This window comes from Pusillimonas sp. (assembly GCF_029263785.1).
Classification (GTDB): domain Bacteria; phylum Pseudomonadota; class Gammaproteobacteria; order Burkholderiales; family Burkholderiaceae_B; genus Pusillimonas.
Window position 1 is genome coordinate 1 of sequence record NZ_JAJUFE010000060.1, and the last position, 14,450, is coordinate 14,450.

At 56.5% G+C, this 14,450-nt stretch carries 11 protein-coding genes and 1 tRNA gene; 2 read left to right on the forward strand and 10 right to left on the reverse strand.

What is annotated here, in order from left to right; all coding sequences use genetic code 11:
• On the reverse strand, positions 1-371 hold a 371-nt coding region (locus Q1J88_RS11450; protein WP_301117840.1), incomplete at its 3' end, for a porin.
• A 562-nt stretch (positions 372-933) separates the two neighbouring features.
• On the opposite strand from Q1J88_RS11450, the gene Q1J88_RS11455 reads away from it, so the two are divergent.
• Positions 934-1,836: an aspartyl/asparaginyl beta-hydroxylase domain-containing protein gene (locus tag Q1J88_RS11455; RefSeq protein ID WP_301117841.1), complete on the forward strand. Its 903-nt coding sequence runs from the start codon at positions 934-936 to the stop codon at positions 1,834-1,836.
• Here Q1J88_RS11455 and Q1J88_RS11460 read toward each other — a convergent pair.
• From Q1J88_RS11460 to Q1J88_RS11480, 5 genes are all read right to left on the reverse strand, one after another.
• A complete protein-coding gene (locus tag Q1J88_RS11460) occupies positions 1,829-2,644 on the reverse strand; it encodes an AraC family transcriptional regulator (RefSeq protein WP_301117842.1) in 816 nt (271 codons plus the stop codon). The two genes, Q1J88_RS11455 and Q1J88_RS11460, sit on opposite strands and share 8 nt — an antisense overlap.
• Positions 2,645-2,729: 85 nt before the next feature.
• On the reverse strand, positions 2,730-4,247 hold the full coding sequence (locus Q1J88_RS11465; protein ID WP_301117844.1) for an EAL domain-containing protein: 1,518 nt from the start codon (positions 4,245-4,247) through the stop codon (positions 2,730-2,732).
• Between the two features lie 386 nt (positions 4,248-4,633).
• Positions 4,634-6,088, reverse strand: coding sequence for an efflux transporter outer membrane subunit (locus Q1J88_RS11470; protein ID WP_301117845.1), 1,455 nt, complete (start codon positions 6,086-6,088; stop codon positions 4,634-4,636).
• 8 nt (positions 6,089-6,096) lie between these two features.
• Positions 6,097-9,279, reverse strand: coding sequence for a multidrug efflux RND transporter permease subunit (locus Q1J88_RS11475; protein WP_301117846.1), 3,183 nt, complete (start codon positions 9,277-9,279; stop codon positions 6,097-6,099).
• Positions 9,280-9,292: 13 nt separating this feature from the next.
• Positions 9,293-10,510, reverse strand: a complete 1,218-nt coding sequence (locus tag Q1J88_RS11480; RefSeq protein WP_301117847.1) for an efflux RND transporter periplasmic adaptor subunit — start codon at positions 10,508-10,510, stop codon at positions 9,293-9,295.
• A 164-nt stretch (positions 10,511-10,674) separates the two neighbouring features.
• Here Q1J88_RS11480 and Q1J88_RS11485 point away from each other — a divergent pair, with 164 nt between their 5' ends.
• Complete coding sequence (locus tag Q1J88_RS11485) at positions 10,675-11,691, forward strand: LysR family transcriptional regulator (RefSeq protein WP_301117848.1); 1,017 nt, start codon at positions 10,675-10,677, stop codon at positions 11,689-11,691.
• Positions 11,692-11,751: 60 nt separating this feature from the next.
• On the opposite strand, the gene Q1J88_RS11490 is transcribed toward Q1J88_RS11485, so the two are convergent.
• The 4 genes from Q1J88_RS11490 to Q1J88_RS11505 form a co-directional block, all read right to left on the reverse strand.
• A tRNA-Leu gene (locus Q1J88_RS11490) sits at positions 11,752-11,836 on the reverse strand.
• 132 nt (positions 11,837-11,968) lie between these two features.
• A complete protein-coding gene (secG, locus tag Q1J88_RS11495) occupies positions 11,969-12,448 on the reverse strand; it encodes a preprotein translocase subunit SecG (protein ID WP_301117849.1) in 480 nt (159 codons plus the stop codon).
• Positions 12,449-12,465: 17 nt separating this feature from the next.
• Positions 12,466-13,218 carry a triose-phosphate isomerase gene (tpiA, locus tag Q1J88_RS11500; RefSeq protein ID WP_301117850.1) on the reverse strand — a complete coding sequence of 251 codons (753 nt, stop codon included), beginning with the start codon at positions 13,216-13,218 and terminating at the stop codon, positions 12,466-12,468.
• 239 nt (positions 13,219-13,457) lie between these two features.
• Entirely contained in the window at positions 13,458-14,438 is a 981-nt protein-coding gene (locus Q1J88_RS11505) for an NAD(P)H-quinone oxidoreductase (RefSeq protein ID WP_301117851.1), read from the reverse strand.
• Positions 14,439-14,450: the final 12 nt, after the last annotated feature.

The window sequence follows — 14,450 nt, forward strand, 5'->3', positions numbered from 1 at the left end:
ACAGTGGTCTGACGACCCAGATCGAGTCGACCCCAGGACGAAGACTGCAGTCCAACGGTTGCTTGACGATCGAACATGCTTCCACTGGACCCGTCGTTCAGGTTGAATCCGTTTTCAAGTACAAAGACCGCCTGCAAACCGTCACCCAGGTCTTCTGCACCCTTCAATCCCCAGCGGTTGCCGCCCATGATGCCGTTGGCCATACCGGTGTTTGTGCCCTTGAAGCTTTCGCCGGTTTCAGGATTGGTCCCCTTGAATTGTTGGTAGCCAATGCCACCGTCAACACGGCCATACAAGGTGACCGACGTTTCGGCAGTGGCAGCGCCGGCGAATCCGGCAATCAGAGCAGCGCAAAGCAGACTCTTTTTCATGTGTGAAAATCTCCGTAGGTTTGAGCAATAGCCGGCGGGCTGTTTCGGGCTCCGCCTTCAACTCCGCAGATGGAAGTTGCAGCCATTCCAACAAGCGCCGCCCTCTTTGGATATGAACAAACCCGGGATCGAGCCTTTTTTACGTGAATTTGTGGCTCAATTACGACAAAAACGTTGTTTTTTTGCTAGTCCGTGCAACAAAATTGTCACACAAAACAAACGCCAGAATCTGTTCCGGTTGCTTTGTCGACGACCACTTGCGAGCTCTGAAATCCGGGCTCAACAATACATTCTTCCATTTTTTCAATCACTTATATTTCAGCTTTATTACACGTCATAGTCAGCCCCGGCAGGATAAGGCAGTTTTTATGCGAGCAAAGCGACATCGACGTCCTTCCCCGCCCTGTTTACGACTACGCTCACCTATGAAAAAATTATGCCCCCAGAAAATTCGGCGCTGTCTTTTGGGCGGCTCTTGCCAGTGCCGCTAGACGGTTTCTTGCCGCTGCCTTATTTTCCTGCCCGGGCTAAAATCATCTATTGCTCATAGACAGGAATCCATATGATCAAGGCAGTCATCATTGTCTTGTGGCTGGGGTCAATTACCTACATCTACTTCCGGGGCAAGGTGCGCCTCAGTTTTTTCCGCACCGTGTTTAACCACACTTCTTTGCTGGCGCCTGTCAACGCCTTTATGTATGTGTTCTCGGCCGTACCTGCACGGCCGTACATTTCGAACACCGGCATCAAAGGGCTGGCTGCCCTGGACGAAAACTGGGAAGTCATCCGTCAAGAGGCGGCGGCCCTGGCCCGAGAGGAACGCATCCGTGCCGCCGCCAACAATGACGACGCGGGTTTCAATTCCTTCTTCAAAACGGGCTGGAAGCGTTTTTATCTAAAGTGGTACAACGCCGAGCACCCTTCCGCCGCCGAGCTATGTCCCAAGACAGTCGCTTTGCTACGAAATATTCCGGAAGTCAAAGCGGCCCTTTTCGCGGTTCTGCCACCCGGGGCCAAGCTGAACCCCCATAGGGACCCTTATGCAGGTTCGTTGCGCTATCACCTGGGCCTGGATACCCCGAATGATGCAGGCTGCTTCATCGAGGTTGATGGCCAACGCTACAGCTGGCGGGACGGGGAAAGCGTGGTGTTTGATGAAACATATATTCACTGGGCCCAGAACACCACCGATCAAACCCGCACAATACTGTTCTGCGACCTTGAAAGGCCCTTGAAATACCGTTGGGCAGCCAGGTTCAACCGCTGGTTCTCGCGGGTTGTCATGACGGCAGCGGCATCGCCAAACCAGGAAGGAGATCAAGTCGGACTCGTAAGCCGGCTATTCCGGATTTCCTGGGTCGTGGGTCAATACCGACGCCGTCTCAAGCGCTGGAACAAGACCGTCTACCACGTAGTACGTGCTGCCCTCATAATCGGTGTGATCGCACTGATTATCTTTATTTAGAATTTAGGCTCCGGTCCAGCACCAAGGCATTGCTCAAGGCCTGGTTGCGGAACGACGACGGTGATGTGCCCACCTGAGTGTTGAACGCCGTCGAGAAATTGGCGGCGCTCGAGAACCCTACTTTCAATGCTATGTCGCGCACGCTCAACGTCGTGTTGGTCAGCAGAAACTTGGATTTCCGTATCCGTTCCTGACGAATGAATTCGACTGCCGAAATTCCCAGACAGTGCTGGAACGCGAGAGCCAGACGTCGCTCTGGCACTGAAACGGCCTCGGCCAGGTCGGCCAGCCGATGCACGTCAGCCAGACGTTCCACAAGACACTTTTTGGTACGGCCGATGAGTTCCCAGTCTTCCTGGGGCGCCGGCATACCGTCGGTGCCGGTGGCAGCGCCCTGCTCTCGCAACAAAGCAGCCATCCGAAGCTGGGCCTGAACACGGTCAACCAACTGACCAAGAGTGAACGGCCTGATCAGAAAATCAAGCACCTCGCTCCTCTGGACAACGGTACCGTCATAAAAGGGTTTGGCAGTCGTAATGACAAGAAACGGGATGGTCTGGATATCGGTATGACTGCGAAACCGCCCTTCCAGCTGGACGACATCAGGTCCGCTGGAGCGCAGCGAAACAAGCACAATGTCCGGGCGATCAGTGAGTGCCAATTCCAGGGCGGCATTACAGGTTTCTGCAAGACTGAAGCGAAATCCGTTACCCCGAAGCATCTCCTGCAACACATATTGCTCCTGCGCATCGTCATCAACGATCAGCACATGAGTGGTAGCCGCGGCGTCGGAAAAGAGTGCGTTCACATAAGTCCGCCAAGTGTCTGTACAAAACTATCTTCGCGCACACGATGTAACAAAGTCCAACATTTTCGTCCGAACTTGACGATTGTTAACAAAGTCCGGGACGGTGCTGTAGCAGGAACGCCAAAAAATCGGATAGTGGCATCGGACGCGCCAGGGCATAGCCCTGACCATACGGAACCCCCGCAGCCTTGAGCAACTGTACCTGACCCACCTGCTCAATTCCTTCAGCCACAAGGCGGGCATCGATGACCGATGCGATGTTGACCATGTCCGGTATCAGGTTGGAGCGTAAACCCTCATCCTCCAGATCATGGATAAACGAACGGTCAATCTTCAGCAGGTCAGGCGAAAGCGCTGTCACCGCCTTGAGGTTGGAATAACCAATGCCGAAATCGTCTACCGCGATCCAGAAGCCCTGCTCGCGCAGTTGCTGGACTTCCGAGATCAAATCGCTGGAAAGGCTGTGTTCGGTGATTTCGATACAGACCTGCAGATCGTTTCGAGAAGCCGTCTGCAAGGCCCTGGAAAGTTCGGGGATCAGGGTATCGGGATCTATGCTCTCGGGAAAGCAGTTAAGCGCAACGATGAACATCTCATCCCATGGCGGCAGTGCCAGACCCAGTTCGCGTATTGCCTTTGCAGCAACAACCTTGTCAAACTGCGCGTGCAGACCAGCGGCCTGGATGGCGGGAATGATGTGTTCGGGTTCCCACAGCTTGCTTCCCTCTTTGAGTCGAGCCAGAACCTCGCAGCCCACCGGTCGCAGGGTACCCAGGTCGAAAATGGGTTGATACACAAGCTTGATATTCTCATCGTTGCAAAGGTAGGCAATACGATGACGAAGGTCGGCAAGTTGGCGTAACTGCGGGGCCAAAGCGCCGGTCACCAACGTACCCACCAATATTGAAGCCCCCAGCAAGAAAGTGAAAAGCGAAGCATTTTCCTGAAAAACCGTCAGAAAGGAACGTTCCGTCTGCAAGACCAGGTCCTGTCCCTCCGGGGACGTGATCAGCTCATAACTCATGCCATGCAGCCTGAATCCGACGTTTGCCGGCTGGGCGGCTCGCTCGCGCCTGGCGCTTGCAATGTTCGACTCGCTTACGTTCAGCGAAATCAAACCATCGGTTGTATGTAACCAGACCACGTCGGCACTGGCGAAGATATCGCCCGTTGCATAACGGCTCAGCACTACGTTGAAAGGAGGAAGCTGAATGATGACGGCCAGGAACTCTGTGTCAGCCATCGCGAGAGGCACGTTATTGAGCAACTCAAACCCGGCCCGCGTCTGATATACCCTGTGCCCCCCCTTGTAGGGCTGGGGCAGCAGGCCAAGTGATGTAGTACAAAGCAGCCGTCTTTCTTCGTCCAGCACACCGATCTCGCGGATATAGCGCGACATGAGCAGGTGCGTGTTAAGGTGCATCAACGCATCCGCGGTGCAGTCCAGAGCGTCATGCTGATGAAGGTGCTCGAGCAATTCGACGCTTTCGGTCGTCGAGACCCGGAAAATCTCGATGGCATCTTTGTGGCGCTGCGACACCTGGTTACGGTCGATCCATATCGTGGCTACGGCCGACGCAAGCAGCAGCACGATAATTGTCACTGCCCCAGACCCCCAGGCAAATGCCCTTGGGCTGGAAGCAATCTTTTTCAAAAACCAGTAAGCAAGTGAGTGCAAAAGGTGTTATCCCGCCTGACGCAGGCAACAAAAGATTAGGGGACGGATTTGAATGCCCACCCGATAATACCTTTATTACATTATGTATAAAAGTAGGCTTTACGAAGACCTGATGGCGTAGAAACCAATCGCGTCAACCTGAGCGCGCGACCGGAGTCCGTCACGAAGATTTCCCGGACATTCCCGATGCATTCCCAAGCGAATGGACGTCAAGCCCACAAGCCATCGAAATAAACCGGCGACGTATCAAATAGCGCCTGGGCTCCGCGGGCTCACCTGATGCCCGAATCGGTTTTTGATTGCGAACGGCCTCAACCGTCCCAGTCCCATGCTCCTCCGATGGCACGTATCAAGGCCACGGCCGCCATGGCCCGATCACCGTCCAGCCGCACCGATGCACGCTTCTGAACCAGAACCTCGCGGTCGGCGTCGATAACATCAAGATAACTTACCGACCCTTCCCGGTATTGGATCTGGGAGAGCCGGGCAGCCCGCGAGGCCTGATCGACAGCCAAATCTTGCACCTGCGTCTGCTCACCCAGAATGCGTACATTGGCAAGCCCGTCTTCTACCTCTTTAAATGCCTGCAGCACCGTTTGTCGATAGGCCGCGACATCTTCTTCATATCGTGCACGGGCTCGTTCCACATTGGCTTCGCGGCGCCCGCCGTCAAAAATGGGTAAAGACAGGATGGAGCCTACCAGCGGGCCAAGCAGGAAGGTACGACTCGACCATTCAAGCAGATTGCTCAACTCCGAAGACTCATAGCCCATCGCGCCGGTCAGGGTGAGCCTGGGGAAGTACGCCGCCCTTGCCGCGCCGATTCGCGCATTCGCGGCTGCCATGGCACGCTCGGCAGCAGCAATGTCGGGACGACGCTCCAGCAAGGAGGAAGGCAATCCCGCAGGGATGTCCACCGGTACGCGGCCAAGGGGGTGGGTGTCGAGCGAGAATTCAGACGGCGGCTTCCCTAAAAGCGTCGCCAGCGAATGCTCGGCGACCAGACGCTCACGCTCAATACCCAGGGCCTCGGATCGTGCCGATGCCAGTGCAGTGCGGCTGCGCGCAACGTCCAGCTCCCCGATATCACCGGCTTGATATCGCTGTGTGACAAGCTCAAGTGTCTTGCTGCGCAACTCCACGGTTTTTTCGTACAAGGCGAGCTCTGCGTCCAGGCGACGGATCAGAAAGTAGGTTTGCGCAACATCCGCCTGTAAAGCCAGCTTCAATGACTCAAACAAGGCCTGGCTTTGTTGGGCGTCGGCGCTCGCCGCATCGACCTCAGACGCGACGCGTCCAAACAGATCTGCCTCGTAGGAAGCACCAAGCTGAACCCGCCAGAGCGTATCGGTGGACGCCGGCGCACCGTCCTCCAGTCCCATGGAGGCAGCCGAGCGACGCTGTCGACTTGGGCCGGCGCTTACATCCACAGTCGGAAAGCGCCCCGATTGCGCCGTCGCTCGTAGCGCCCTGGCTTGCCTGACTCGTGCAGCGGCCGCTTTCAGATCCTGATTCGCCCGCTCGGCTTGCTCTTGCAAAGCATCCAGGGTGGAATCATTGAAAATTGCCCACCACCGTCCGCGCGACAAGGCATCTTTGGGCTGAGCCTCCTGCCATTTCCTGGCCGCTTCCGCAGTCATGCCGGCCTCTTTAAAATGGTCGGGGACCAATACCTCGGCACGTTGATATTCTGGACCTGCCGCGCAGCCGGCCAATAAAAGTGCCATCAATGCAGAAGCCAAGAGCAGGTAATTAAATTTATTCATGATGAGCCTCATTCTTCGCCAACGATCAGCGGCGGCGATGCAGGCTCGGATCCGGAACCCTCTGCTCGCCGGGCCAGCATACGCAGGCCTACGTAAAAGACGGGAGTAAGAAACAGGCCGAACAAGGTCACGCCCAGCATGCCAAAGAAGACAGCAATGCCCATGGCGTGGCGCATTTCCGATCCCGCACCGCTGGAAAGAACCAATGGCACTACTCCCATGATGAACGCTATCGATGTCATCAGGATGGGCCGCAAACGCAACCGGCTTGCTTCAATAGCAGCCTTGATTGTCCCGACGCCGCGTGCCTCAAGATCGCGCGCAAACTCGACAATAAGAATCGCGTTCTTGCACGCGAGTCCCACGAGCACCATCAGGCCTATTTGCGTGAAGATGTTGTTGTCGCCCCGTGTCAACCAGACACCCGTCAGTGCAGCCAGTATGCTCATGGGTACGATCAGTATCACTGCCAGAGGCAAGATGAGACTTTCGTACAGGGCCGCCAATACCAGAAAGACAAGAAGTACGCTTATCGGGAATACCCACATCCCTGCATTACCCGCCAAAATCTGCTGATAGGTCAGATCTGTCCATTCGAACTTGACACCGCGAGGAAGAACTTCTTGCGCAATACGTTCTGCTGCGGCCTGAGCCTGATCGGTCGAATACCCCGGGGCAGGACCGCTGTTGATATCCGCCGAGTTGTAGCCGTTGTAGCGCACCACCATCTCCGGACCGAAGCCAGGAGTGACCGTGGCAAGCGTCGATAGGGGCACCATCTGCCCACTGCGGCTGCGTGTTTTCAACTGAAGTATGTCCTCCGGCTGCGACCGGTATGGTGCATCGGCCTGGGCACGAACCTGGTAGACCCGTCCAAAGCGGTTGAAGTCGTTTACATACAGCGAACCCAGGTATATCTGCATGGTTTCGAACACATCATTCACTGGTATTCCCAGTTGCTTGGCCTTCACGCGGTCGAGGTCTACATCGAGCTGCGGCACATTGATCTGATAACTGGAAAATGCCGGTCCCAGTTCAGGCGTCTGGGCAGCGCGGGACAAAAATTGCTTGGTGACCGCGTCCATCCTTTCGTAACCAAGCGCGCCGCGATCTTCCAGTTGCAGCTTGAACCCTCCGACTGTTCCCAGGCCCAGAATGGGGGGCGGCGGGAACACGGCGATATAAGCATCCTTGATCCCCGCATAGGCCTTTTCGAGTTCACCCGCGATATGGTCGGCCGATAGCTGGCTATCTTTGCGTTTGTCGAAGGCATCCAGCACCACAAAGACGATCCCGGCGCTTGAGCTATTGGTGAAGCCATTGATGGAAAGTCCAGGGAAGGCGATGGTACTTTCCACGCCCGGCTGCTTCAGGGCAATCTCGGACATCCTCTTGATGACGCCTTCAGTACGATCCAGCGACGCGCCGCTTGGCAACTGAGTGAAGCTGATCAGGTACTGCTTGTCCTGAGCTGGAATGAATCCACCCGGCACGATGTAGGACACGCCGGCAGTCAAACCCAGCAAGACCAGATACACGCCCATCGTGGCTGCCTTGCGATGAACTACCCTGGATACGCCCGAGGCATATTGTTCAGAGGATCGATGGAAGAACCGATTGAATACCCGAAAGAACCCGCCCAGCAAATAATTCATGTACCGCGTGAGTCGGTCGGGGGGTGCGCTGTGCTCCTTGAGAAGCAGCGCTGCCAATGCCGGTGAAAGGGTCAGCGAATTCACCGCCGAAATGACGGTCGATATCGCAATCGTTACGGCGAATTGCTTGAAGAACTGGCCGCTCAGCCCCGTCATGAATGCCAATGGCACGAATACCGCAACCAGTGTGAGGGCAATTGCAATAATCGGCCCGCTCACTTCGCGCATGGCCTGGTGCGTAGCCTTGCGCGGACTGAGGCCCTGGGCAATGTTCCGTTCAACATTTTCAACCACCACAATAGCGTCATCGACCACGATTCCTATTGCCAGCACCAAGCCGAATAAAGAAAGCGCATTGATCGTATAGCCAAGTGCCAGCAACACCGAGAACGTGCCGACAATGGACACCGGAACGGCCAATAATGGAATGACCGAGGCCCGCCACGTCTGAAGAAAGACAATGACCACCAGTACCACCAGGGCGACTGCCTCGAGCAGCGTCATAATTACTGCATTAATGCTCGAGCGAACGAACTGCGTCGGATCGTACATGATCCGACTTTCCAACGACGGGGGAAAGTCCGCCGAAAGCTCATGCATGGCGGCCCTGACCGCGTCAGAAACAGCCAGTGAGTTGGCGCCCGGAGACTCCATGATGCCGATGCCCACCGCCGGCTTGTTGTCCAGCAACGAGCGCAGTCCATATTCGGACGCACCCAGCTCAACACGGGCCACGTCCCCCAGACGTGTCACTCCACCCTGCTCTGACGCCTTGATGACGATATTGGCGAATTCTTCCTCGGTCTGTAGGCGACCTTGGGCATTGATCGACAGTTGCAACGGCACATCTGGTCCTATGGGGCTCGCCCCTATCATGCCGGCTGCAACCTGGATGTTCTGCTCACGAATGGCGGTCACGGCCTCCGCAGCCGTCAGGTTGCGCTGGGCCATCTTGCCCGGGTCCAGCCAGATGCGCATGGAATAATCGCCCGCCCCCCAGATCTGAACTTCCCCGACGCCGTCAATGCGAGCCAGCCTGTCCTTGACGTTAAGAACCGCGTAATTGCGCAGATAGGTAGTGTCGTAACGCTGATCGGGTGAAATGAGGTGTACGACCATTGTCAGCGTTGGCGAGGATTTCATCGTGTTCACACCCAAGCGCTGCACTTCTTCCGGCAATCGAGGCAAAGCCTGGGACACACGGTTCTGCACCAGTTGCTGTGCCTTGTCGGGATCGGTACCCAAGTGAAAGCTGACTGTTATGGCCAGGTTTCCGTCACTGTTCGCCTGCGACTGCATGTAGAGCATGTTCTCCACACCATTGATTGACTCCTCAAGCGGAGCGGCGACAGTTTCGGCCAGAACCTTCGGATTCGCGCCAGGGTATTGGGCCCGAACCACCACAGACGGCGGCACAACCTCCGGATACTCTGAGATGGGCAACTGGAAGACCGACACAACACCCGCCAGCAGAATCAAGATAGACAGTACGCCGGCAAAGATGGGGCGATCAATAAAGAACCTTGAGACATTCATGATGGCCACCGTCCTAGGATGCGTTCCGCGTTATCGAATGCGGTCCCGAGTCGTGACCCACGTCGGCAAGCCTGGCTCCTTCCCGCAACTCCACTTCGCTGGCAACCACTGGGTCTCCTGGACGGACGCGCTGCAACCCGTTGACAACGACCCGCTCACCGGGCTGCAATCCCGCTTCAACGACCCGCATGCCTTGTCTCAAAGCCCCCAGACGCACTTCGCGATAGACCGTCCGCGCGTTCTCGTCCACAACCAGCACATAACGCTTGTCCTGATCGGTACCAATCGCGGTTTCCTCGACCAGCACGGCGTTTCTTTCGATACCACTGGAAAGCAGGATCCGCGCGTACAAGCCAGGTATCAACATGCCATCACGATTTTCAAACACCGCTCGTACCCGGATCGTGCCGGAGGCGGTATCAAGGCGGTTGTCGACAGATGCCACCTTTCCCACGCGCGGGTAACCTGATTCGCTGCTCAGGCCCATCGTCACGCGGGCGGTAGGCCCACCCCCCAATGTCGAGGGCAATACGAAAGACAAGAAGCTTTGTTCGTCCACGTCAAATGACGCATAGACCTTGTCCACGGACACTAAAGTGGTAAGGGGTCCGGACGAACCGCCCGACACGACATAATTGCCGACTGTTACTTCTGCCCGGGATACACGGCCGGAAACAGGCGCAACAATTTTCGTATGTTCCAGGTCGAGCTCAGCAGCAGCAAGCGCCGCCTCTGCCGCCTGTCGTTGAGCCGAAGCAACTCCAGCGGCGTTGCGACGTTGCTCGAAATCCTTGCGGGCAATTGCGTTCTGGGCCAGCAGGCGCTTGGCTCGGGCAAGTTCATTTGCGGTGTAAACCGCCCTGGCCTTTGCAGCGGCCAACTCGGCACGTGCGCGAGCTACGGCAGCCTTGTATGGACGCGGGTCGATCGTAAAGAGAACGTCTCCGGCCTCTACCAACGAACCGTCATCAAAATGCACTTGCGTAATCGTGCCCGAAACCTGCGGCCGGATTTGAACGTTCTCTACCGCTTCGAGACGGCCCGAATACTCACGCTGATCATGAATTACTTGCTCTCGCGCAGGCTTCACGTCAACGGCAGCAGCGGGCGTGTCCACTGCGGACGGTGTCGCTTCCGCTTCGGAAATTCGAACATAAGCCGCGCCTGCCAGCACAGCAGTGATCGTAATGGTGAGTGCCGTCAAGGCAAACCTTTGGGAAATGGAGGACATGGGAAGCTCGTGATAAGGAGGGGCCAGATGAAATTGCGCGACTGCAACATTCAATCCGTCGTCACGCAGAGCGATTGGGTGTATTATTGATTCTTTACCCGTCCAGTTAAATAGCCTTTTTTCGGTAATACTATTCGTGCTGGACGAACAATCGGGAGATGCCTATGGACCGCTTCCAGGCAATGCAGATCTACACCCGGGTCGTCGAGGCCGACAGTTTCTCTTTGGCGGCCGACAGTCTTGGATTACCCCGATCCACAGTCAGCACTACCATTCAAAAGCTCGAACAGAGCCTCAAGGTACGGCTCCTGAACCGGACTACCCGCCGCCTGAGCATGACTCCAGACGGGGCCTCATATTACGAACGATGCAAACAGCTTTTGGCTGACCTCGAAGACCTCGAGTCGTCGTTTCGCGAGATACGGCAACATCCGAGCGGGCGGCTACGTCTCGAAATGTCACCCTCCATCGGCCGATTGATTCTCGTACCTGCCCTATGTGATTTTCATTCGCGATATCCAGATATCGAGCTGGCGATCGGAATGAGCGATCGGCCCGTGGACATGGTTCGTGAGGCAGTGGATTGTGCGATCCGCATCGGTGAGCTCGAAGATTCCAGCTTGGTGGCGCGCCGTATCGGATCGTTCGAAGCCATTACCTGCGCGGCACCCGCTTATATCGAGCGGTTCGGCGAACCCAAGACCATCGAAGAACTTGAGAATCATCGCGCCGTACACTATTTCTCAAGTCGTACCGGGCGCATCATCGACTGGTCGTTCCTGGTCGACGGTCAGCAACGGGACGTTCAACCCAAAGGGATGGTTTCGGTAAACGATGCAGAAGCCTACGTGCGTTGCGGGGCGAAGGGTTTCGGGCTGATTCAGGCACCCCGCTACATGGTCGCCCCCTTGCTGGACTCGGGCGAGCTTGTGGAAATCCTGTCCGAGTGGACCCCTCCTCCGCTGCCGATATCGGTGGTTTACCTGCACAACCGCCACCTGTCTCCGAAAGTTCGCGTATTTGTGGATTGGGTAAGTGAGCTATTTCAGAAGTGTCCGCTGCTTAGCGGTTGCAAGCATTACATCTACGATTCCGAATGCGACTTCGCCGGCAAAAAGACGCAACAGATCAATGTGCGCAAGTTCATGGAGGCCGACGAAACTGAAGAAGCCCTGTTCTAACGGTTTTGAACAGACACAAAAAAGCCCGCAACGGATGCGGGCTTTTTTGTTTTTAAAGCTTGGTGCCGACGGCGAGACTCGAACTCGCACAGCTCTCGCCACTACCCCCTCAAGATAGCGTGTCTACCAATTCCACCACGTCGGCAAATGCAAAGAACGCAATTTTAGCACGTTTCTTGCAGTGCGTGCCAGCGCTTATAAAAAATAAGCCAGCGCCGCGCGCCTTTAAATCCAGCCCCGGATCTCGCCACGCGAAATCCCGAGCAAATTCAATACACTACTGCGAAACGCCAGAATCAGGGGACACACCTTCAGCTGCGGAAGGCTGACCTGCGCCGGCGGCTGGAGCCTGTTGCGGCACCTCGTTCGGAGCCGAAGGCACCTCTGCCGCACCCGGCACTTGTGGCACGTCGCTGGCCGGCGCGTCGCCGGGCACGACCGGAACGGCGCTACCCGACGAAGCGGGCACCGGCGCCTGGTAATCTTGCATCAAGCCGCCATCAAGAATCGAGTCACCCGTACGATGCGCCGTATAGGCCAATCCGATTGTGGAAAGGAAAAACAAAATGGCGGCCCATTTGGTCAGGCGCGACAAAAAGTTAGCTGCTCCGGAAGCACCGAACAGACTGCCGGCAGATCCGCTACCAAAAGCAGAACCCATTTCCGAGCCTTTGCCCTGCTGCAAAAGAACGAGCACGATGATACTTAGCGATGCGATGACCTGAATCGCCAGGAGGAGAGGTGACAACCAATTCATTTAAGAAACTCCGAGGCCTATGCGGCCGCAATGCGTAAAAATTCGTCTGCAACCAAAGAAGCACCGCCAACCAAGGCCCCGTCAATGTCGGGCATGGCAAACAGACTGGCGGCGTTATCTGCCTTGACACTGCCGCCATACAGCACGCGGACGTGATGGGCATCCAATGAGGTCAGGCTGGCGCGAATGGCGGCGTGAACCTCCTGAGCCTGAGCGGGCGTAGCGGTACGACCGGTGCCAATTGCCCAAACCGGTTCGTAAGCCACCACAATTTTGGAAACTGCTTCTTTTCCTAGCGCGAGCACCGGACCCAACTGGCGCTGAATAACGGCAAGTGTTTGACCGGCCTCTTGCTCTGCCAATGTTTCACCCACGCAAACCACCGGCGTAATGCCGGCGTCAAGGGCTGCACGCGCTTTTGCGGCAACCACGTCGTCGGTTTCACCATGCATGGCACGACGTTCTGAGTGCCCGACAAGCGCCCAGGAACAGCCAAAGTCGACAAGCATCGCGGCGGATACCTCACCCGTGTACGCTCCGGCCTTGTGAGCGCTGATGTCTTGAGCGCCCCATGAGATCACGCTGTTCTGGAGCTGCGACTGGACCTGTGCCAGATAGGGAAAAGGAGCGCACACGGCAAGCGTGCAGTGATCAGCCAAAATGCCAGCGCCGGCATGTAAATCGGCCATGAGCTTGGCGTTGGCCTCGAGCCCGCCATTCATTTTCCAATTGCCCATGACAAGACGCTTGCGAAAAGAAGCTGTATTCATTGAGTTCCAAAAATGGCTTGCACCAGATAAAGGCGCGCAACTGCCCATCACGACATGCTTTTCGATTCAACCGCCCACAAGGGCAAAAAGCGCGTGTATAGGCAAAGTACAATTATTGAGTTAACCGGGCATTGTAGCCCGATTAAACCCCACGAGCCAAACGCTCGGGCGGTGCCAGACACAAATTTGCTCCTCAGGAGCCTTGTCTGGCCAGCACACACCGCAAGTATCCCAGCCGGTCAATCGACCGTGAGGATCAGTTTGCCGATCTGTTCACCGGCTTCCATCATGGCATGGGCATCACAAGCGCGTTCGAGCGGGAAAGTCTGATGTACCACGGGCTTGATCCGGCCCGCTTCCAGTAGCGGCCATACATGGCGATGCAGCGATTGAGCAATATCGGCCTTGAACTCGACCGAGCGCGGACGCAATGTGGAGCCTGTAATCGTCAAGCGACGACGCAAGACCTGACTCACGTCTATTGTCGATTTACTTCCACCCAGTACGGCGATTATGACGATACGCCCTTCGTCCGCCAGACATTTGATGTCCCGGTTTATATATTCACCTGCGACCATGTCAAGAATGACGTTCACGCCTTTATTGTCGGTAGCCCGGCGTATCTCTTCTACAAAATCCTGAGTGCGATAATTGAAGCACTCCGCTGCGCCCAATTGTTCAACAGCCCGTGCGCGCTCATCGCTTCCTGCCGTCGCGTATACGGTGTGACCCATCGCCGTTGCCAATTGAACGGCCGTGGTACCGATCCCGCTGGCTCCGCCGTGTACCAGAAGCGTGTCGCCCTGGGCAAGGCGCCCGCGATCAAACACGTTGCTCCAAACGGTGAAATATGTTTCCGGCAAACCGGCTGCCTCGATGTCGCTCAATCCTTTGGGAACAGGAAGACATTGGGCTGCCGGAGCGACTACATACTCGGCATATCCGCCGCCCGCCACCAAGGCGCAGACCCGATCGCCGATCGAAAGCCCCCCTGCCGCCGCATCGCCCGAAACAATTTCGCCGGCCACTTCCAGACCTGGCAAGTCGGACGCGCCCGGGGGAGGCGGATAGGCGCCGGCTCGCTGAAGCGCGTCAGGCCGGTTCACCCCCGCCGCAGAAACCTTGATCAGCACCTCTCCTGCGCCTGGTTCAGGCATAGGACGTTCGACAGGCACCAGCACCTCTGGTCCACCCGGCTTCGTTATTTCTACGGCTCTCATTTTGACTCCTAC